General features: G+C 53.9%; 21 protein-coding genes and 1 rRNA gene. 10 read left to right on the top strand and 12 right to left on the bottom strand.

All coding sequences use genetic code 11. The features are described from left to right. Window positions 1–9 precede the first annotated feature (9 nt). Window positions 10–125: ribosomal RNA gene (gene rrf, locus ABXT62_RS12270) — 5S ribosomal RNA — on the top strand. A gap of 201 nt (window positions 126–326) precedes the next feature. Here the strand turns inward: rrf and ABXT62_RS12265 are convergent. Further along, window positions 327–2,159: a putative Ig domain-containing protein gene (locus ABXT62_RS12265; protein WP_415355572.1), complete on the bottom strand. Its 1,833-nt coding sequence runs from the start codon at window positions 2,157–2,159 to the stop codon at window positions 327–329. Between the two features lie 307 nt (window positions 2,160–2,466). Between ABXT62_RS12265 and ABXT62_RS12260 the strand changes: the two genes are divergently transcribed. From ABXT62_RS12260 to ABXT62_RS12245, 4 genes are read left to right on the top strand one after another with little or no spacing between them, the layout of a single operon-like run. After that, a complete protein-coding gene (locus ABXT62_RS12260) occupies window positions 2,467–3,327 on the top strand; it encodes a glycosyltransferase (RefSeq protein WP_415355571.1) in 861 nt (286 codons plus the stop codon). A 59-nt stretch (window positions 3,328–3,386) separates the two neighbouring features. Continuing rightward, complete coding sequence (locus tag ABXT62_RS12255) at window positions 3,387–4,079, top strand: hypothetical protein (protein WP_415355570.1); 693 nt, start codon at window positions 3,387–3,389, stop codon at window positions 4,077–4,079. A gap of 45 nt (window positions 4,080–4,124) precedes the next feature. Then, window positions 4,125–4,595, top strand: a complete 471-nt coding sequence (gene rimI, locus ABXT62_RS12250) for a ribosomal protein S18-alanine N-acetyltransferase (protein WP_415355569.1) — start codon at window positions 4,125–4,127, stop codon at window positions 4,593–4,595. Further along, window positions 4,592–4,990, top strand: coding sequence for a hypothetical protein (locus tag ABXT62_RS12245; RefSeq protein ID WP_415355568.1), 399 nt, complete (start codon window positions 4,592–4,594; stop codon window positions 4,988–4,990). Before rimI ends, ABXT62_RS12245 begins: the two co-directional genes overlap by 4 nt. A gap of 3 nt (window positions 4,991–4,993) precedes the next feature. Here the strand turns inward: ABXT62_RS12245 and ABXT62_RS12240 are convergent, their stop codons facing one another. The 7 genes from ABXT62_RS12240 to metG form a co-directional block, all read right to left on the bottom strand. After that, window positions 4,994–5,707, bottom strand: coding sequence for an electron transport complex subunit E (locus tag ABXT62_RS12240; protein ID WP_415355567.1), 714 nt, complete (start codon window positions 5,705–5,707; stop codon window positions 4,994–4,996). Continuing rightward, entirely contained in the window at window positions 5,707–6,360 is a 654-nt protein-coding gene (rsxG, locus tag ABXT62_RS12235; RefSeq protein WP_415355566.1) for an electron transport complex subunit RsxG, read from the bottom strand. The genes ABXT62_RS12240 and rsxG overlap by 1 nt, the downstream gene beginning before the upstream one ends. A gap of 1 nt (window position 6,361) precedes the next feature. Beyond that, the gene (rsxD, locus tag ABXT62_RS12230) at window positions 6,362–7,390 is read right to left on the bottom strand and encodes an electron transport complex subunit RsxD (RefSeq protein ID WP_415355565.1); all 1,029 of its coding nucleotides are present in this window, start codon (window positions 7,388–7,390) and stop codon (window positions 6,362–6,364) included. A gap of 1 nt (window position 7,391) precedes the next feature. Beyond that, window positions 7,392–9,413: an electron transport complex subunit RsxC gene (gene rsxC / locus ABXT62_RS12225; RefSeq protein WP_415355564.1), complete on the bottom strand. Its 2,022-nt coding sequence runs from the start codon at window positions 9,411–9,413 to the stop codon at window positions 7,392–7,394. Next, window positions 9,410–10,039 carry an electron transport complex subunit RsxB gene (gene rsxB / locus ABXT62_RS12220; RefSeq protein WP_415355563.1) on the bottom strand — a complete coding sequence of 210 codons (630 nt, stop codon included), beginning with the start codon at window positions 10,037–10,039 and terminating at the stop codon, window positions 9,410–9,412. Before rsxB ends, rsxC begins: the two co-directional genes overlap by 4 nt. A 6-nt stretch (window positions 10,040–10,045) precedes the next feature. After that, a complete protein-coding gene (rsxA, locus tag ABXT62_RS12215) occupies window positions 10,046–10,624 on the bottom strand; it encodes an electron transport complex subunit RsxA (RefSeq protein ID WP_415355562.1) in 579 nt (192 codons plus the stop codon). A 139-nt stretch (window positions 10,625–10,763) separates the two neighbouring features. Continuing rightward, on the bottom strand, window positions 10,764–12,815 hold the full coding sequence (gene metG, locus ABXT62_RS12210) for a methionine--tRNA ligase (RefSeq protein WP_415358210.1): 2,052 nt from the start codon (window positions 12,813–12,815) through the stop codon (window positions 10,764–10,766). Between the two features lie 164 nt (window positions 12,816–12,979). Between metG and apbC the strand changes: the two genes are divergently transcribed. Both apbC and dcd read left to right on the top strand, forming a co-directional pair. Further along, on the top strand, window positions 12,980–13,795 hold the full coding sequence (gene apbC, locus ABXT62_RS12205) for an iron-sulfur cluster carrier protein ApbC (protein ID WP_415355561.1): 816 nt from the start codon (window positions 12,980–12,982) through the stop codon (window positions 13,793–13,795). 23 nt (window positions 13,796–13,818) lie between these two features. Beyond that, window positions 13,819–14,385 carry a dCTP deaminase gene (dcd, locus tag ABXT62_RS12200; protein ID WP_415355560.1) on the top strand — a complete coding sequence of 189 codons (567 nt, stop codon included), beginning with the start codon at window positions 13,819–13,821 and terminating at the stop codon, window positions 14,383–14,385. Between the two features lie 26 nt (window positions 14,386–14,411). Here the strand turns inward: dcd and purN are convergent, their stop codons facing one another. After that, window positions 14,412–15,077: a phosphoribosylglycinamide formyltransferase gene (gene purN / locus ABXT62_RS12195; protein WP_415355559.1), complete on the bottom strand. Its 666-nt coding sequence runs from the start codon at window positions 15,075–15,077 to the stop codon at window positions 14,412–14,414. Then, window positions 15,074–16,114: a phosphoribosylformylglycinamidine cyclo-ligase gene (gene purM / locus ABXT62_RS12190; RefSeq protein ID WP_415355558.1), complete on the bottom strand. Its 1,041-nt coding sequence runs from the start codon at window positions 16,112–16,114 to the stop codon at window positions 15,074–15,076. Before purM ends, purN begins: the two co-directional genes overlap by 4 nt. Window positions 16,115–16,306: 192 nt before the next feature. On the opposite strand from purM, the gene ABXT62_RS12185 reads away from it, so the two are divergent. Both ABXT62_RS12185 and hda read left to right on the top strand, forming a co-directional pair. Next, window positions 16,307–17,401 carry a DUF2066 domain-containing protein gene (locus ABXT62_RS12185; RefSeq protein WP_415355557.1) on the top strand — a complete coding sequence of 365 codons (1,095 nt, stop codon included), beginning with the start codon at window positions 16,307–16,309 and terminating at the stop codon, window positions 17,399–17,401. Continuing rightward, complete coding sequence (hda, locus tag ABXT62_RS12180; RefSeq protein ID WP_415355556.1) at window positions 17,389–18,120, top strand: DnaA regulatory inactivator Hda; 732 nt, start codon at window positions 17,389–17,391, stop codon at window positions 18,118–18,120. Before ABXT62_RS12185 ends, hda begins: the two co-directional genes overlap by 13 nt. Window positions 18,121–18,154: 34 nt before the next feature. On the opposite strand, the gene ABXT62_RS12175 is transcribed toward hda, so the two are convergent. Further along, a complete protein-coding gene (locus ABXT62_RS12175) occupies window positions 18,155–18,925 on the bottom strand; it encodes an amidohydrolase (RefSeq protein ID WP_415355555.1) in 771 nt (256 codons plus the stop codon). Between the two features lie 68 nt (window positions 18,926–18,993). After that, window positions 18,994–19,695, bottom strand: a complete 702-nt coding sequence (locus ABXT62_RS12170; RefSeq protein ID WP_415355554.1) for an SDR family NAD(P)-dependent oxidoreductase — start codon at window positions 19,693–19,695, stop codon at window positions 18,994–18,996. Window positions 19,696–19,811: 116 nt separating this feature from the next. Between ABXT62_RS12170 and ABXT62_RS12165 the strand changes: the two genes are divergently transcribed. After that, on the top strand, window positions 19,812–20,294 hold the full coding sequence (locus ABXT62_RS12165; RefSeq protein ID WP_415355553.1) for a 6-pyruvoyl trahydropterin synthase family protein: 483 nt from the start codon (window positions 19,812–19,814) through the stop codon (window positions 20,292–20,294). The last annotated feature ends 7 nt before the right edge of the window (window positions 20,295–20,301 follow it).

Here is a 20,301-nt window from a genome sequence, read left to right as displayed (position 1 = left end):
GCCAGTTTGCCTGGCGACCATAGAGCATTGGAACCACCTGATCCCATCCCGAACTCAGAAGTGAAACGATGTATCGCCGATGGTAGTGTGGGGTTTCCCCATGTGAGAGTAGGTCATTGCCAGGCTTTAATTTTAGATCCCGCTGCATCCGTGCTGCGGGATTTTTTTATGGGCGATGAAAAAGAAAAAGGTCTATCTGTTGTGCCGCTTTTTTATATTCTCAGGTCAAATTATCGATTCAGTAGACGGAATCATTTTTTGTCGTGCAATAAAAAAGGGTACGCCGAGTAATCGACGAACCCTTTATTTGGAATGCCTTTACGAAGCTAAGGCTTGGGAAGTATTCCCAGATTAAATACTTTTGTATTTTCGGACGCGAAGCCATCGTCACCCTGACTCACAACCTTGACTGTGATCACATAATTACCCTGCTGAACATTCGTTGCTTGCCAGATTAAAGTCCCATTAGGGAACCCTGTCGTAAAATCGGGACCATCGAGAACGCTGCTGCCGTTACTCGTGACGGCACTCGACCAAGTATTGGTGTTGCCACCGCCTGAGATGCTGAACTGGAAGGAGTATTCAGTCCCCACTATGCCGCCGGGCAGTGGGTTGTCAGTGGTGATTCTTACGGGTGGCCCCGAGGCCTGCAGATCGTAGGTCCGTATGTCCGAAGACGGAGTGGTCGAATTTGGATCGGCGACCACCTGAATGGTTATTAGATAGTTCCCCGCCATGACAGCTGCAGCAGGCCAGGTCAATATACCGGTGCTTGCGTCGAGGGCGCCGCCAGTAAATGAGGGAGGAGGTGTCCCGAAGCCGCTGTCAGCTACAACGGACCAAAGGTATTGTCCGGTAAGCCCTCCTACTGCGCGTAATATCGTGGTGTAAAGGAGCGTCTCAGAGGCCTCCGGTAGTGGGTTTTCAGTGAGAATCCTCACCGGTGGACTGTCCCCGCCCGGTACGGTAATCACATAAGACCGGGTATCAGTCGCACCCGCTCTGCCCCTTAAGGTGACGGTATAGCCATACTGGCCAGGCAGGAGTTCATTGGTGTTGCCGGTGATCAATCCTGAAGCCGGATTCATTTGAAAGCCGGTACCGGGGACGCTGATATCGTTGCCAGACCAAACGTAGGGCTGTTCTCCCCCAGTCGCTTCGACCAAGGCTGCGTACAGCGTTCTGTCTGCGTCCGGAAGAGAGCCTGTCGTAATGTCCAGCACTTCTGAACCACCGCCCGCTGGAGCAATGGTCAAGGTGATGGCGGATTGATCTGTACTGATGCCATCACTGACTTGGATTATAAGACCAAAGGTCCCTGCTAGTGTTGGAGTGCCCGACAATACACCCGCGGAGCTAAGCACTAGACCAGATTGCCCGCCATTTGAAACGAGTGTCCAAGCATACGGTTTATCCCCGCCTGATGCGGTTAAAACGGCGGCGTAACGGTCATCGATGGTTCCGTTGGGAAGCGATTGCGCGGTGATCGTCAGCGGAGAAGAGCCAGCGGTCACCTCTAATATCAAAACCTTCGATACTGTGCGCGTATCATCCGTGACAGACACGGTAATGCCATATTGACCTTCCGCGGGTGCAGTGCCACTGAGTATACCGTCAGGTCCCAGTCGCAGACCACTGTCACTATTGTCTATTAACGTCCACATATAGTCACCTTGCCCACCCACGGCCTCTAAAATGGCAGTGTAAGGTTTACCCTGCTCGGCCCCCGTTAGAGGCGATGGAGTGGCAATGGCCAGTGGCACGGGCGTATCACCCGTCACAGTTAAGATGAAGGAGTTTGTGACTTGTGTATTCGTGCTGTCGGTTACTCGTAGGGACACGCCATAGTCCCCGATCGATGGCGCCGTGCCGGAAAGGATCCCTTCATTGTTGATAACCAGCTTAGTGCCGCCATTATTAACCACGGCCCATGTATAGGGTTTTGCCCCTCCATCGGCTTCCACCAGTGCGGTATATGCGATGCCATCGACAGCATTGGGTAAAGCCGTGGTAGTAATCGCTAGATCAATAGTAACGTCTGGGTCGTCTGGCGGGAGGAAACCCGAGTCCCCGCCCCCGCCCCCACAAGCGGTGAAGGCGAACAATAACGTGCATAAAGCAGCCAGACGGCCGATAAGAGTGGTGCCCCGAATGGTCATTGATTATCCCCTGTTGTTCACTGATGAGCGGGCCTTAACACCTAATCCTGCCTTGGATCATTTTTGAGGTATTCGTTCTAACCGTCAACCAGTGGCTTATCCCCTGCTGGTAGATTAGCACGACACACTATAAAAACTCGATAAATAACATAACGATAGGCACGGTTGTTATTTTTTACGCAGGTTCTATCTCGGTGCAGAGCTGAGGTTTTTGGGCCATTGTCTGGGCCCGTTAACACAGTTGCGCTTTAACACCATCTGAAACGTTGCACAGTGCTTGCTAGCTGATACCATCGGCCCCATGAATGTGTCCTCTAAACCTCAACTCTACCTATCTGTCTCAGTGGTGCTTCACAATAGCCCACTGGCGCTATTGAACAGCGCCATGCAGAGTTTGCACAGGTCAGCTCAAGCCGCTTTTCAGGCGAACTGTCTGGCCCGAGTGACGGTGTATTTGATCGACAATTTATCGCAAGAGTCCTACCGCGCCGAGCTGACCCAGGAGATCACGGGCTGGCCGCAAAGTGAATTTTTCGATATTCAGTACCTTCCATTAGCGAGCAATCGGGGCTTCGGCGCTGGCCATAATGAAGTCCTCCAACGGCTGGCGAGTGATTTTCATTTGGTGCTAAATCCCGATGTAGAGTTGCAGGACGATACGCTTCGGACGGGCTTGACCTTGCTACTGGACAACGAGGATGTTGCGTTGGCCAGCCCTAAAGTGTTTAGCGGTGGTGGCGAGCAGGAATTTCTGTGTAAACGCTATCCCTCGGTTCTTGTATTGTTACTGCGAGGCTTCGCCCCGCGGTTTCTCCGTCGTCTATTCCGTCAGCAGCTAGCCGCCTATGAAATGCGTGATCTGTGTCAGGATGAGGGACAGGGACAAGGACAAGGACAGGTCAACGTGGCAATAGCGAGTGGATGCTTCATGCTGGCCCGCACACCTGACCTGCGAGCAATCGGCGGCTTTAATGAGGATTTTTTCTTGTACTTTGAGGATTTCGATCTGTCGCTGCGGCTGGGCAAGGTGGGCCGCCTCGTCTTTGATCCGGACATGCGAATTATTCATCACGGAGGTTACGCGGCGAACAAGGGTCGACGCCACCTGCGGTACTTCATTACGTCAGGAATGATGTTTTTTAACCGTCATGGGTGGCGCTGGATATAGTCAGCTGTTAAAAACTGTTAGACTTTACGCTCGGTTACCGGGTCTAAATGAGAGCAAAAATGCATGAATTGAGTCGTATGGCGTACCTAGACGCACTGGGGATCGACAGTTATGTGTCGCGGGCCCAGTTGCCAGGTGCAGCCGCTACTCAACGCCTCGCGATAGTGATAGCGCCTAGCAGCCAGCAGCTACCTGCTGGAGTGATACCAGAGCCTCTACTATCACGGCCTGCGCTCGCTGCTCAGCCCGCACGTCCGGCGGCGGTCAGCGTGCAGGCTAGTGCCTCGTCACAGCAGGGCGAGCCTGTGCCTCGGTTCAGTTTGACCGCGATTGTTGCCGGTGATTGGTTGTGGCTTGAGGAGTTGGCCGGGCCGCTGACCACGGATCAGGTCAGGCTGGTGCAATCAATGGCGCAAGCCCTGCTGCTATGTCATGCATCGCCAGGCGTTGAAGTAAAACCTGCCGTCGAGCCTGAAGTGGCTCAGTTTGATTGGCCCATTCACACCAACCAGCAGCTTGATCTGGGCGAAGAGGCGGCTCGAGCCAGTGTCGCGGGCTTTGTTGATAGAAGGCTGGGAGAACACGGATGCCGTGGTCTGGTGCTGCTAGGTCAAGCCTGTGTGCAGCGCGTGCCTCGGCAGCAGACTAGCGTTGTGACTGTGAATACTATGAGCAGCGCAGAAATATTGGCACAACCCGCTCTCAAGCGGCAGGTGTGGCGCGATTTGTTGCCGCTGGCTAGAAAGGCGTGAGAGACGATAGTGCCCCTGCCGTCCTGATTCAGATTGTCTGCGGTTGTGTCGCGCACGGTTAGGCCCGCTTCTCCGGCAGACGCCGGATCGCTGGCGGCCATTGATGTCAGCGTCAATATCAATCCTTGGAATGCGCGGCAGTTCGCCGCTGCCTGCAGCGACGCCAACGCAAAAGAACAGTTCGCGATGGTGGTCGAGGAGGATGGCCGGACAGACGGTTTTTTGGTGTTTTCTCAGGTGCTGGATGAGGCCTCTATCTACAGTATTGGCGTTCATTCGGCCCAACAGGGGAAGGGTCTCGGGCATCTGCTGCTGCAAGCTGCGCTGTTAAAAATGAAAGAGGCTGGTGCCACCCGCTGCTTTTTGGAAGTGCGTCAATCCAATGCTGTTGCCCGGCGATTATATAAGGGCAATGGATTTGAGTTGGATGGGACACGCAAAAGCTATTACCCCACAGAAGGCGGACGAGAGGATGCCTTGTTAATGTCGCGGTGCTTATTAAGGAATATGCAATGAACGTTCTTGAAACTGAGTGGTGGACCCTGGCGCTTCCACCCGAGTGGTGGGCAGACTCGGAGGAGGACAGTATTTTAGTCGGCGATCGCGACGATGTCGGCTGCATCGAGATAAGCACGCTGCACAAAGAGGAGGGAGACTTCGATCAAAATTCCGTGACGGCAATAGCGCAAGAGGAATCGGAGCAGGTGCTGGAGTGGCAGCCAGTGACGCTGGGAGAATTTTCTGGCGTCAGCAGCCGCTACGTGGAGGAAGAAGCGGCGGTTCGTGAATGGTATGTGTCAAGCGGCACCCTACTGTTATTTATCACCTACAGTTGCGACGAAGAAAACGGTGGCATGGATGATGCCGCAGTGGATGAAATACTCGATACGCTCATGTTGGCGACAGAGTAACCCTTAAGATACAGCCCCTGTTACGCGCACGCGTTTGGCGCCTTTTATAGGACGGGCCTTCACCGCGTTCTGTCGTTTCTTTATTCGATCGTCGATCAGGTTTTTAACGGCAATAATTAGACCGGTAAAGATAAAGGCGCCGGGCGGCAGGATTGCCAACAGGAACGGTTGATAGTCCGGGTACATGACGATTTTCCAGTTGGCCGCGCCTGGACCGAACAGCAAATCCATATTGGCGAACAGCGCACCCGTGCCACTCAGTTCGCGCAGAGCACCCAAGACCGCCAGTACACAGGCAAAGCCTAATCCCATAATCAGGCCATCGTAGAAGGACGGCCCTATTGAATTTCTAGCGGCAAATCCATCAGCCCGGCCCAGGATGACGCAATTGGTTGTGATTAAGGGCAGGAAAATACCCAGAATTTGGAATAATTCATACGTAAAGGCTTGCATCAACAATTCAATACACGTGACGGCTGCCGCAATAATCATTACGAATGTGGGAAGGCGCACGGCGTCGGAAACGAGATTGCGAATCAGTGATACGGACGTATTAGAAATGATCAGTACCATCATCGTGGCCAGTCCTAGCCCAAGAGCATTGACCACACTGCCAGTGACCGCAAGCAGCGGGCATAATCCCAGTAACTGGACAATGGCCGGGTTGTTTTTCCATAAGCCATTAAGGGATAGATCCTTGTAACTGACATCCGCCATTATGTGTCATCTCCAGTGGGGGCAATGTTGGTGTCGCCAGTATCGAACAGGGTCGCTTTATTTTTTTCGGCAAATTGTAAGACTCTGAGGATGGCCGCAACGACAGCTCTGGGCGTAATCGTGGCGCCCGTAAACTGGTCAAAAATACCCTTGTCTTTTTTGACAGCCCAACCGGACAACGTCGGATTTTGCAGTGAGCGTCCATTGAAGCCCAGCATCCAGTCAGATTTTTTGAGATCCACTTTGTCGCCTAGCCCGGGTGTTTCCCTCTGTGCCAGTGCACGCACGCCTGCGATCGTACCGTCTCTATTAACACCCACAATCAGTTCGATGTCTCCTGTGTAGCCATCGCGTGCGACGGCTGGAATGATCACCGCTACCACTTCTCCATTTTGTCGTGCGACATAAATCTGCTTGTCCACTCTCAATCCCAGTTCCACGTCCTGCGGGCCGACGGCTATGGTGTCATCCAGCATTGAATTGTCGTGTCGACTTCTGGGAACAATTTGTAGCAAGGCTTTCTCTTCCGCCAAGCGTTTTTGCTCTGCGATATCGTCTTTTGTTAGCAGGTGTGTGCCAGCGATGAGCGCCGTCGTGCACGCAGCAAAAATTGCGAGCAGAATGCTGTTGCGGGTAATAGATCGTCCAAGCATTCTAGTCTCCTCCGCGCTTGTTGCTATGGCCATACGTGCGAGGTTGGGTATAGTAATCGATAAATGGCGCAGCAAAATTCATAATCAATACAGCAAAAGCCACCGAGTCCGGATAATTTCCCTTGATCCTAATAGTATATATCAGCACACCGATCAGGGCGCCAAAGATTAAACGGCCGCGTAAGGACACCGCGGAACTCACCGGGTCAGTAACAATGAAGAAGGCTCCAAACATGGTGGCACCGCCTAGCAGGTGAAACAACGGCGAACCCCCACTTGCGGAACTGCCGCCGTCATAAAAGATGGCGGCGAGTAGCCCAAGAGTGACCAGCATTGCCACAGGCGCATGCCAGGTAAATATGCGCTGATACAATAACCAGACTCCTCCGGCTAGAAAGGCAATATTGGCCCACTCCCATCCCAAGCCAGACCAGCGTCCAAACTGCGGATACTGGTTCCATAGATCTTTAATTAGCAGACTATTGTTCTGTTTTAACAGGTCCAGCGGTGTCGCCATGGTAGTGCCGTCATAGGCCGCGGGGGTAAAACACGCCTGCAAGGCTTCCATAAATCCCGGCAACTCTCCGAGGCCACGCGGTGGCGCCCATGCGGTCATCTGTATCGGGAAAGAAATGAGCAGAATAACGTAGCCCACCATGGCAGGGTTGAATGGGTTATAGCCCAGCCCACCGTACAAGTGCTTCGCTAACAAGATAGAGCTCGCGATACCCACTGCAATGAGCCACCACGGTGCATAAGGTGGTAAGGCAATGCACAATAAAACGGCCGTTACTAGAGCACTATAGTCTTTCAGATAAAAACCCAGAGGGCGTCGTCTCAGCTTCAGTGCAAGCGCTTCACAGGCCAGCGCCACGATACTTCCCCAAAGGATATTGACCAGCGTGCCAAAGCCAAAAAAATGGGTTAGGACAATAACGCCTGGAATAGTGGCAAGCAGCACACTTTGCATCACCCTCTGAGTACTCATCGGGCCATGCGCGTGGGGTGATGTGAGGCGCATCAGAGCCATGTCATGCGTCCTCGGCGGCATTCAGCTGCTGTTGCACAGCGTTGATTTTTTCGGTTAGACGCGCGACTGTCGATTCCAGTGCATCGATGACCTTGTCTTCCTCGGCATTTTCCCGACTCTGGATGAGCACGGCCTGTGATTTTTTCAGGCGGTTCTGTAATTTTCCCAGGTCGAGTCGTGCTTTCTCTTGCGGGCTTAGCGATGCTTCTGACGTGCGGGCTTGCATCGCTCTCTCTATAGCCGCCTGCGCAGCGTCAACAGGAGGCTGCTCTGCAGAGTGGGTGTCGAGACGCTGCTCACAGTCTTTTAGGGCCTGCTCCGCCGCTGTCAGTTTGTCTCGGGTCTTGTCGACACCGGTTTGCAGTGCCCCTACAAGATCACTCCCTTCTGCCTTGGCCTGTTCCAGCTTAGTCGTTGCAGTGGCCAGTCGCTTAGACGTGGATACAACGGCTTTCTCCAACTTCTCCAGTTCACTTTCCTCACCAGCACCAGCACCAGCCTGCTGTGCGATTTTTTTAGCCTTAGCGCGCTCAATGGCAGCTTGGATCGGGTCTTCTTCGCCACTTTCTTCCGCTGCCTGGGCACGCTGTTGTGCCGCAACTTTTCGTGCAGCGCGTTTCGCCTCTTTTTCTTCCTCAGCATGCTCTAGGCGTTCCTGGCGAGCCTCGAATCGAATGCGGGACTGCTCCGCGATTTCATGATCGCGACGCATTTGTAAAATTTCGGCCTTGGAGGCTCGGTAGTATTGGACCAATGGAATGTGACTAGGACAAGCAAAGGAGCAAGCGCCGCATTCGATGCAATCGAACAGGTTGTGCTCTTCCAGCTTTTCGAATTCTTTGCCCTGTGCGAACCAGAACATCTGTTGTGGTAAGAGGCTGGCCGGGCAGACCTCAGCACACATGCCGCAACGGATGCAGGCTTGGGCAGGTGGTGGTGTGGACAATTCTGTTTCACTGGGCGCGAGCAGGCAGTTGGTCGTTTTTACGACAGGCACATCTGTATCCGGTATGGTGAAACCCATCATCGGTCCGCCCATAATAAGGCGCTTATTTTTCTCACTCTGATAACCGGCTTTTTCGATCAGATACTGCACCGGGGTGCCGATCAATACCTCAAAATTTTGCGGTTCATGTACGCTTTCTCCGGTGACAGTGGTAATTCTGGAAATAAGCGGCTGCCCGTGTACAACAGCGTTGAAAATAGCCACAGTGCTGCCAATATTTTGGCAGACAACGCCAACCTGAGAAGGCAAGCCGCCGCTGGGCACTTGTTTTCCTGTGAGGATCTCAACGAGTTGCTTTTCGCCGCCGGAGGGATACTTGGTGGGGAACGTGACGATCTCAATATCTGTACCTTGAGCTGCCGCACGCAGAGCGGCAATGCCTTCTGGTTTATTGTCCTCGACACCGATCAGAGTTTCTTTCGGAGCGATGATTTGCCGCAGAATTTTTGTGCCCTCAATGATCTCGTAAGCCTGTTCGCGCATCAGGATATCGTCAGCAGTGATGTAAGGCTCACACTCTGTGCCGTTGATGATCAGTGTTTTAATTTGGGTGTCCGACTTGACCGACAGTTTGACCGCGCTCGGAAAACCGGCGCCGCCCATGCCTGCAATTCCGGCATCGCGAATTATACCAATCAGGTCAGCTGTCTCCAGTTTCTGATAGTCCGAGACGCCGCTGTGTTCTGCCCACTCATCCTGGCCGTCTGAGGTGATCACGATACAGGGTGCAAGGTAGCCGGAGGGGTGTGCAATGAGGCGGTCCTCAATGGCGTGAACTGTACCCGAAGTCGGTGCGTGCACCGGCACGCTGACAAAGCCTCGTGCTTCGGCGATCATCTGGCCCTTGAGCACACGCTCGCCAATAGATACTACTGGGCGGGCCGGTGCACCTATATGCTGAGATAGTGGAATGATCAGCTCAGGTGGAATGCCGGCATCGGCGATCGGTGTGCGCACAGACTGATGTTTGTTTTCAGCCGGATGGATGCCGCCGTGGAAGTCAAAAACTTTTCTCATGCAGCGCGGTCCTTGGGTGCATCGCTAAGGACAACATCGGTGGCAATAATGTCCACGCGTCGGCTAACGGGGTCAGGTAGCTGCCAGTGCCAGGTCTTTAGCGATTCCTCCTGAGCAATCATGTCGATGCAGTCGACAGGGCAGGGCTCAACGCACAGATCACAGCCGGTGCATTCGCTGATGATGACCGTATGCATCTGCTTCGCCGCGCCTAGAATCGCGTCGACAGGACAGGCCTGTATGCATTTAGTGCAGCCAATACATTCATCTTCACGGATGAAGGCTACCGTTGTGACTTTCTTGGCTTCGCCGTGTTCTTCATCCAGGGGTAGCGGCTCCAGATCTAATAAGTCGGCCAGGGCCTGAACGCCCGCTTCACCTCCAGGCGGACATTTGTTGATGGCTTCGCCATTGGCGATGGCCTCCGCATAGGGTCGACAGCCAGGATACCCACACTGGCCACATTGGGTCTGGGGCAAGATGTTGTTGATCTCGTCCGCAATGGGATTGCCTTCGGTTTTGAATTTTTCCGCAGCAAATCCCAAAAGAGCGCCAAACGCAGCCGCGAGTCCTACCAAAGCGATGAGGGCAGCAAACAGCGGATATTGTGTTAGGAGCTCAATCACTTGTGTCTATACCAGTCCCGCAAATCCCATAAAGGCCAAAGACATCAGGCCGGCGGTTATCATACCCACGGCTGCGCCCTTGAAGGGCGCAGGCACATCCGCCACCGTCAAGCGTTCACGCATGGCAGCGAAAAGAACCAATACCAAAGAGAAGCCCGCGCCCGCGCCGAAACCGTAGAACAGCGACTCCAAAAAACTGTGGTCTTTCGAGATGTTGAGCAGTGCAACGCCCAGTACGGCGCAATTGGTTGTGATCAGCGGCAGATAAACACCCAGTACACGGTGCAGCAGTGGACTGGTCTTGCGCATGACCATTTCAGTAAACTGCACGACGACGGCGATCACCAGAATGAATGCGATCGTTTTTAGGTAGCCCAGCCCTAGCGGGACCAGCAAGAACTGATAGGTCAGGTTGCTACAGGCCGCTGCGAGCGTCAGCACGAAGGTGGTCGCCATAGACATGCCCATAGCGGCTTCTAGCTTATTTGACACGCCCATGAACGGGCACAGTCCCAAGAACTGCACCAGTACGAAGTTGTTGACCAGAATGGCGCCGATCAACAATATGGAATAGTCTGCCAGCATGGTTAGGTTCTCGCTGCGCTTTGTGCGCTAAGTACGCTCGCGCCTGCAATTCTAGGACCGTCATTTTAGCGTTTCTGACGGATTAATGGAGTCTAATTTTACAGACTAACGACCATTAGGTAAAAGTCGCTTTTTGGGACTATTTGACTTGCATCCCCGGCGTAGCGCCCGCGTGTGGCTCTAAAAGGAAGATATCCTTGCCTCCGGGTCCGGCGGCCAGCACCATACCCTCCGACAGGCCAAACCGCATTTTACGTGGCGCCAGGTTGGCCACCATCACCGTCAGTTTGCCCACTAGGTCTTCCGGTTGGTAGGCTGATTTGATGCCCGCTAATACTTGCCTGCGTCCCGCAGGGGTTCCTTCCGCATCGAGGCTGAGTGTCAGGCGCAGCAATTTGTCCGCACCCTCGACGTGTTCAGCTGCGATAATTTCAACGATTCTCAAGTCAATTTTGGCAAAGTCGTCAAACTCGATAGTGCTGACTTGGGCGGGTGCGTTATCGGTTTCGTTCGATAGCGCGACCTCTGCCGCCTGCGAATCCTTGCTGGCCTCTATCAGGGCTTCCACCTTTTTGCTGTCGATGCGCGTGAGGAGTGGCACGAACGTTGCCAGCTGATGCCCTGTTAGAGGTGACTCTAGTGCCGTCCAATCCAGTGAACAGTTCAGAAAGGTTTCAGCCTTTTCGGCCATGGCAGGCAACACGGGCTTCAGGTAGGTCATCAGTACTCGAAATAGATTGATGCCGACGCTGCATACATCGTGCACCTGCTGTTCAGTCCCATCCTGCTTGGCCAGTACCCAAGGTTTTTTCTCATCGATGTATTGATTCGCTTTGTCCGCCAGCGCCAGAATTTCACGCATTGCCTTGTTGAATTCGCGCTGTTCATACAATTCGGCGATGGCACTGCCTTTGGCAATAAAGTCCTGCACTAGCGCGTGTTCTGCGCAACTGGGAGCAAGTTGACTGTCAAAAGAGTTGCGCAAAAAGCCCGCGCAACGACTGGCGATATTCACCACCTTACCGACAATGTCGGAGTTGACCCGTTGAATGAAGTCCTCCAAATTGAGATCGATGTCGTCTATAGAAGCCGATAGCTTGGCGGCAAAATAATAGCGCAGATACTCTGCGTCGAGGTGCTCCAGATACGTGCTGGCCTTGATGAAGGTGCCGCGACTTTTGGACATTTTGTTGCCATTCACGGTTAGGAAGCCGTGTGCGTAGACGGCAGTGGGCGCGCGCAGCCCAGCTGATTGCAGCATGGCGGGCCAAAACAGGCCGTGGAAGTTGATGATGTCTTTGCCAATGAAGTGGTACAACTCGGTGTCAGTGCCGAGTGTCCAGTAGGGCTCAAAGTCGTGTCCGGTGCGATCGCAGTAATGTTGAAAGCTGGCAATGTAGCCGATGGGGGCATCCAGCCAAACATAGAAATACTTGCCCGGTTCCCCGGGAATCTCAAAACCGAAGTAGGGGGCGTCGCGGCTGATGTCCCACTCTTGCAAGCCAGCCTCCGTCCACTCCCGGAGTTTGTTGGCGACCTGCGGTTGCAGTGTATTGGAGTTAAGCCATTCCTTAAGCATTGCCTCAAATTCAGGGAGTTTGAAGAACAAATGGGTAGACTCTTTTTCAATGGGTTTTGCGCCCGATATGGCTGACACCGGGTTGATCAGCTCCATCGGGCTGTAAGTGGCTCCGCAGGCCTCACAGTTATCGCCGTACTGATCCTCGGTTTTACAGCGTGGGCAGGTGCCCTTGATGAAGCGGTCGGCGAGGAATAGTTGCTTTTCCGGATCGAACGCCTGCGTAATCGTCCGAGTAGCAATATGGTTGTTTTCCTTCAGCCGCTGGTAAATCGCCTCGCACCAGAAACGATTTTCTTCGCTGTGGGTAGTATGAAAATTGTCAAAGCCGATGAGGAAGCCGGTGCTGTCACGCAAATGTTCTTGCTTGATGCTGTCGATCTGCTGCTGCGCGCTTATCCCCAGTTTCTCTGCTGTCAGCATGATAGCGGTGCCGTGGGCGTCGTCGGCACAGATGTAAATACAATGGTGCCCGCGGGACTTCTGGAACCGCACCCAGATGTCGGTCTGCACCTGTTCCAGCAAGTGTCCTAAATGCAGAGAGCCATTGGCATAGGGCAATGCGCTGGTAACGAGGATTTTGCGTGGAGCGGGTGCTGCCATGAGGGTCATCTGCTTCATAAAACGGCGCTCATTGTAGCGTTTTTGCGAGCGAGTTTCATCCGTGGCAGTTGTTAGGGTGCCATTGTTGAACGCACAGCATGTCTCTATACTGGCGGGCCGGAAAATGCTGGCCCAATGCTCTCGGTCCAGTCTCACAGCGCTTACAGGTATTGATGAATCAGATTAAACACATTGTTGCAGTTGCTTCCGGTAAAGGGGGCGTGGGCAAGTCCACTACGGCGGTCAATCTGGCCTTGGCTCTCAGCGCCATGGGCTCGCGAGTGGGACTATTGGATGCCGATATTTATGGGCCCAGTCAACAGCTGATGCTCGGTATCCCTTCGGGCCATCGTCCCGAACAGCAGGGCGATCAGCACCTTCTGCCGGTGGAGGCTTACGGTTTGAAGACCATGTCTATGGGATACCTGGTGGATGACCGCACCCCGATGGTATGGCGTGGACCGATGGCGGGCGGCGCTCTGGCGCAAATGCTGGAACAGACCCTGTGGGGTGAGCTTGATTATCTGGTGATTGATATGCCGCCTGGAACAGGCGATATTCAGCTTACTCTGTCGCAGAAGGCCAAGGTAGCCGGCGCGGTAATCGTGACTACGCCGCAGGATATTGCTCTACTAGACGCGCGCAAAGGTATCGAGATGTTCCGTAAGGTGGACGTCCCGGTATTGGGGATTATAGAAAATATGTCGGTGCATATTTGTAGTGAGTGCGGGCATCATGAGCATATTTTTGGCCAGCAGGGCGGGGATCGTATTTCAAAAGATTACGGCGTGCCATTGCTGGCCAGCTTGCCGCTGACGCTTTCGATACGAGAACAGACGGATGCCGGACGTCCCACCGTGGTTGCTGCCCCGCAATCGGCTGAGGCTAAACTGTATCTGGATGCTGCGGCTGCGGTGCGAGAAGCGCTAGCGGCCCAAGAGGATAACGGCGTGCGTCAGTTTCCTGAAATAAAAATCTCTGACGACTAATTGAGCGAGCAGGTGAATGACACATGAGTATCAAGGCAGACAGGTGGATTCGCGAAATGGCCACCGAGCATGGCATGATTGAGCCGTTCGAGGCCGGTCAAGTGCGTGCTGATGGCGACAGGCGACTGATCTCTTATGGCACATCTAGCTATGGTTACGATGTAAGGTGCTCCCGCGAGTTTAAAGTGTTTACGAATATTAATTCGGCGACAGTGGACCCGAAGAGTTTTGATGAGGGTAGTTTTGTGGATGTGGTAGGCGATGTTTGCGTCATTCCACCGAACTCTTTTGCGCTAGCGAGTACCGTGGAGTACTTCCGTATCCCGCGCAATGTGCTGACGATTTGTCTGGGTAAGTCGACCTATGCCCGCTGTGGCATCATTGTGAATGTCACGCCACTGGAGCCCGAGTGGGAAGGCCATGTCACTTTGGAATTCTCCAATACGACCACTTTGCCAGCGAAGATTTACGCCAACGAAGGGGTCGCACAAATGCTATTCTTTGAGTCGGATGAGGTCTGTGAGGTGAGTTATAAGGACCGCGGCGGCAAGTATCAGGGCCAGCGCGGCGTGACGCTGCCCAAGGCGTGAGCTGCACTCACTGAGACACCCCCCCGCTAGCGCAAGTCAGCCGTGTACTGAATGCCGTTCGCGGGAATCGCATGGCCATCCAGTGTTGCGCCCTCACCGGTTAGCTGCAGGCGTCCCTGCAAATACCAGCGCACCGCGATCGGATAAAGCGTGTGTTCCTTTAGCGACACTCGGGCGGCCAGACTCTCTGCAGTATCATCGTTCAAAATCGGTACCCGGCACTGAAGCACAGGCGGCCCACCATCCAGTTCCTGCGTCACAAAATGTACCGTCGCCCCGGCTTCGGCGTCGCCTGCATCTAGAGCGCGCTGATGCGTGTGCATCCCCGGGTACTTGGGTAGTAGGGAGGGGTGAATATTGAATAGACGCCCTACAAAGGGCTCAACCAACACAGGGGTCAGAATTCGCATAAAACCTGCCAGCACGACCAGATCAATTGAGAAGGCGTGAAGTTCATTGACCAATGCTTGGTCGAATTCCTCGCGTGTTGCGAAGTTGCGATGATCGATAGCACGGGTGGCGAGCCCGGCACTCTCTGCGCGCTGCAGACCAGCGGCCTCAGGATTGTTGCTGATGACGATGCCTATCTGAGCGGCCAGTTCACCGCGGGCGCAAGCGTCGATAAAAGCCTGCAAATTCGTTCCATGCCCTGAGATGAGAATGGCCAGGCGAGCCGGCACCTGTGAAATCACGGCAGCAGTTCTACCTGATTATCACCCTGGGTAATACGGCCAATTTCCCAGGCATTGTGTCCCGCTGCGATCAGCATTGAAAGGGCCTTTTCCACATGCTGAGGTGCGATACACAGCACCATACCAACGCCGCAGTTAAAGGTGCGATACATCTCAGTTGTTTCGACATTACCCTGAGTCTGAAGCCATTGGAATATCTCAGGCCACTGCCAGCTGCCCGTTTCGATAAGCGCGTTACAGTTTTTTGGCAGGACACGGGGCAGATTTTCTAGCAGTCCACCACCGGTGATATGGGACAGGGTTTTCACCGGAACTTCCGCGAACAAAGCCAGCAGAGCCTTGACGTAGATTGTGGTGGGCGTCAGCAGGGCCTGTCCCAGGGTTGTCTTTCCCAGCGTTTGTTGCAAATCTGCACCGCTCACTTCCAGTATTTTTCGAATCAGTGAGTAGCCGTTGGAGTGTGGCCCGCTGCTTTCAATGCCAAGTAAGATGTCGCCTGTGGCCACTGTACTGCCGTCGATAATCTCTGATTTTTCCACTACACCGACACAAAACCCGGCCAGGTCGTAGTCGTCACCCTCATACATACCGGGCATTTCGGCCGTCTCGCCGCCGACCAATGCGCAACCTGCCAGCTCACAGCCTTTACCTATGCCAGTGACCACATCAGCAGCGGTATCGATATTGAGCGCACCGGTAGCGTAGTAGTCAAGGAAGAACAGCGGTTCTGCGCCCGCCACCACGAGATCGTTTACGCACATAGCGACGAGGTCTATGCCTATCGTATCGTGAATGCCCATTGTCATCGCCAAGCGAAGCTTGGTGCCTACGCCATCCGTGCCCGACACCAGCACCGGCTGTTTGTAGCCGGCAGGAATTTCACACAGAGCGCCGAATCCCCCAAGGCCACCCATGACTTCCGGTCGCATAGTCCGGGCTGACACCCCTTTAATCCGCTCTACCAGCGCGTTACCGGCGTCAATATTGACCCCTGCGTCTTTGTAACTCAGGGCGTTCTTCGCGTTCTCATCGCTCATTAGGTGGGATCCAGTAAAATGTTGGCTGATGGGTAAGGTGGGGTATTTTATCGTGCATGGTACGCGAGCGCACTCATGAATTGATATTCGGGGTCCAGTCGTGTCGATTTTTGTCGTGTTTGTTTTTACCACGTAGTGGGCACCTCACCTCAGACTCACTCTTTGAAGGCAGAATAGGCCCGGCGCACGTTAGTGCTGCTACAATGCGCCTATTGGCGGGAGTACTGGGAGAATATGGTGAAAGCGACACGGATAGCATTGACGTATGTATTGCTGGCTCTGCTGTTGGCAGGGAATGCCGGGGCGGAGATGGTGCGGGATCTGCACTCGGCCAGTGTACCTGTGGCAAATCAAGGGTCTAAAGCGCTGACGGCTGCGGCCAGTCAGGCCCTGACTGAAGTATTGGTGAAAGTGTCTGGCTCGCGCCTATTGCTTGCCAACCCGGTGATCGTTAAGGCGTTATCAGATTCCCGCGCGCACGTGCAGCAATACGTTTATACGCGCAATGAGCTGCCCGAAGTGGGCTTTTCGGTGCGGTTTGAGTTTGACGGTGAGTATGTCACTGACCTAGTGATACAGTCGGGCGCGCCGCTATGGACGGCCAGCCGTCCGCTGGTGCTGGCATGGGTGGTGGTTGAGGACGAGCAGGGCAGACATTTCGTCGATAGGGATAATTGGCCCGACGAGGCGCAGGTGCTAATCGAAGCATTTTCCCGTCGCGGCGTGCCGGTGCAGCTCCCGGTATTTGACCTGGAAGATATGGCAGCGCTGAGCCTCAATGATGCCTGGCGCCTAAATGCAACAGCTATCCAAGCGGCCTCCGCACGTTATAACGCGCAGGACATAGTGGCAGGCCGTCTGGCGAGTGTGGGCGAGGGGAAGTCCGCGGGCGACTGGAGCTATTTTTATCAGGACGGTCGCGTCAATCGATCCGTCACCGTTGATAATTTAGCGTCATTCATGCGTGATGGCGTCAATATTGTCGCCAGTGAAATGGCCGCTAGGTATGCCGTGGCGCCCACAACCGGTGAAAACGGGGATATGCACATGTCGGTCATCGGTGTTTTCACCTATTCAGAGTATGCGGCTATCGTGAGTTGGTTGGAAAATCTGGAGTTGGTTGAACAAGTCATTATCAAACAGATACAGGGAGATCGGGTTCGGTTTCGCCTGCGAGCGCAGACAGACGCTGAGCAACTGTCTTCGATTATAGAACTCAATGAAAATCTCCTGCTCGTTCCAACGACTGAATCGGATGCGGTGCTGAGCTACCGATGGCAGAGGTAGACCCCCCCTTAGACGTGGCGCGCCATTCGCTAGAGCATCAATTATCGCTTGAGGTGCGTCTGCGCGACGACGCCACACTGGACAACTTTTTGGCTTTGCCGAAGGTTCAGCCGTTGGTGGGTGCTCTGCAGAGCCAGTTGGACCCTTCTGGCGAGTCGGTCATTTACTTATACGGTCCAGCTGGCACGGGAAAGTCTCACCTGCTGCAGGCAAGCTGCCATGAACCGGGAGCCGAAACGATTTACTTGCCTCTCTCGGACTTGCGCCAGTATGCAGCTCGGGACGTGTTACAGGGGGTGGAAAACCTGGATCGGATCTGTATCGATGATATCCATGTGGTGCTAGGTGATGCGAAATGGGAGCAGGCTTTATTCAATCTGTATAACGACGCTCGTCAGCGCGGGTGTCGGCTGGTCGTGGCGGCAGATGCTGCCCCTCGTGCGCTGGCCGTCAATTTGGAGGATCTACGCTCGCGTTTGTCTTGGGGCATTGTTTACCAATTGGCGCAGCCGGAAGATCACGACAAAGAGGCTATCTTGCAATTTCGGGCCAGCCGCAGGGGTTTGTCTCTGACCCCGAGTGTTGCATCTTATATCGTCAGCCGCGCGCCGCGCGCCATGGATCAGCTGCTGCACGTGCTAGAGACCTTGGACAAGGCCTCCCTCGCCGAGAAGAGGTCACTGTCTATCCCGTTTGTCAAAGAGGCATTGGGTTGGTAGGCCGCAACTGAATTGAAAAACACAGATTAACCAGTCACTGGAGTTGGAAGCTGTCTGCATCCAACTGGCAGGGAAATCTGTCACGATAAAGTTGCAGTGCAGCACCGTCGAGAACGACCTGAAAAGCACTGTTGTCGCTGTGGGCGTCCAGCAAAATTTCACCATCTGCGGCCACCGCTAGACTGCCCCCGCTGTAGCTAAGTCCTCGTGCGTCGGTCCCGATGCGATTGACGCCTACCACGCAGGCCAGATTCTCTATGGCTCTGGCGATGAGTAATTGGCGCCAGTGTGATTGTCGCTGTGTCGGCCAATTGGCGACATAGAGGGCGAGGTCGTAGTCCTCGCAATTGCGACTGAACACAGGGAAGCGCAGGTCGTAACAGACCTGCAAGTTGATGCGCCAATCTCGCCACTGAACAATCACTCTGCCTGCGCCCGGCAGATAACGCTTATCTTCACCTGCCATGCGAAATAGATGGCGTTTGTCGTAGTGCTCAACGCCGGCAGGTGTGGCAAATAGCATGCGGTTGTATACGCCCTTGCCCTCGCGTACCGCAATGCTGCCGGTGATTGCGCAATCGCGTCGCTGGGCTATTTCCAGCATCCATTGCTCGGTGGCCCCGCCAGGTTGTTCTGCATTGGCCAACGCGTTCATGGAGAAGCCGGTAGTGAACATCTCTGGCAGCACAATGAGATCGGTATGCCCTTTGATATCATCAATTATCGTTCCGATCTGTCGCCGATTATCCTCAGGTTGTTCCCAGGTAAGTTCGCACTGAATGAGGGTGACCGTTAAATTTTGCATAACCGCGCCGTCAGCATGAAAAACACCGGTTCTTGACGTGCGGTTAGGGCAACAAGTGAGATCATGGTTCAGTTTTCCTTTTGGCCGAGGTTGGCATGCAGTACAGCGCCATTGATGACAGGGTTGTGATGGGCCCAGCGGATCAGTTCGGCGATTTCTTCGGGTTCGATAAGGCGGTTGAAGCTGTTCATCGCAGCGACGCCGGCCTCAATACTAGGGTCACTGCCTAGGTGTGTGCGTAACATTTCGGTGTCGGTGAAGCCGGGGCAAATCATTGCAGTATGAAGACCGCTGCCCATCAGGTCCTGGCAAGTAGCGCGCATCATCCCCAGTTGCGCATGCTTGCTGATGACATAGCTGAAGGAGCCGGGTACGGCTTTTTCTGAAAGCGTAGAGCCGATGTACAGTATGCTTGATGATGCGGGCATTAGAGGCAGCAAATGCTGATTAAGGCTGTTGACGGCAATCACGTTGGTTGCCATCACTTGGTTCAGGCTGTCGCTGCTGCAGTCGCCCGCGCTGTCCTTTTTCATCTGACTGGCATTGTGGATTAAAGTCGCCTCAGAGCAGTCTGCCAGGGCTTTTTTCAGTGTATCGCAGGCAATATCAATCGATGTTTGGCTACTAAGATCGCAACGGAGGCTAGTAACCTCGTCGATCGCACATTGGCGACGAGCGAGATTGAATACGGTAAAGCCCTCATTGAGGAATGTTTGAGCTGTCGAGCTACCTATGCCTACGCTGGCACCGGTGATTATTGCTACTTTCATTGTCTATAATCCTTAACGCCCGATATGGCGTTCTAGCGTCAAGCTGTGTACGCGAAATAATGAGGCTCCGTGATTTCTATCGTGACGTCAAGCTGCAGCTCCGTTAAACTACCCGTATGGAAGAATTAACAACTTTGTACATCGATAAGGAAAGCCACAAGTTTTCGGCAGCCCATTATACTATTTTTTCTGCGACTGAACGTGAGCGCTTGCACGGGCATAATTATTCGGTCTCGGCGAAAATTGTGGCCCCGATGGGCTATAACGGCTTCTCTGCAGATTATAACGTGTATAAGAACCGTCTCGCAGCGCTGTGCGACGCATTAGATGAGTATACGCTGCTAGCCGGAGAGTCTCCTTATCAGGAGGTGGTTGAGTCTGGCGCTTGCTATTGCGTGCGATATGACGGGCAGGAGATACTTTTCCTGCAAAGCGATACACAAGTTCTTCCAATTCGTAATGCCACTGTGGAGGAGTTTTCTCGCTATCTTTTGGGTAAATTACTCGACGAGAGTGCGGGGGATGACTTGCGCGAGGTTGAACTTTGTGTCGCCTCCGGGCCCGGGCAGAAGGGCTGTACCCATTGGCACAGCGACTGACAGGTGC

Source organism: Halioglobus sp. Uisw_031 (genome assembly GCF_047729875.1).
GTDB lineage: Bacteria > Pseudomonadota > Gammaproteobacteria > Pseudomonadales > Halieaceae > Marimicrobium.
The sequence above is the reverse complement of the archived record's forward strand: the minus strand, read 5'-3'. Positions and strand labels throughout refer to the sequence as shown.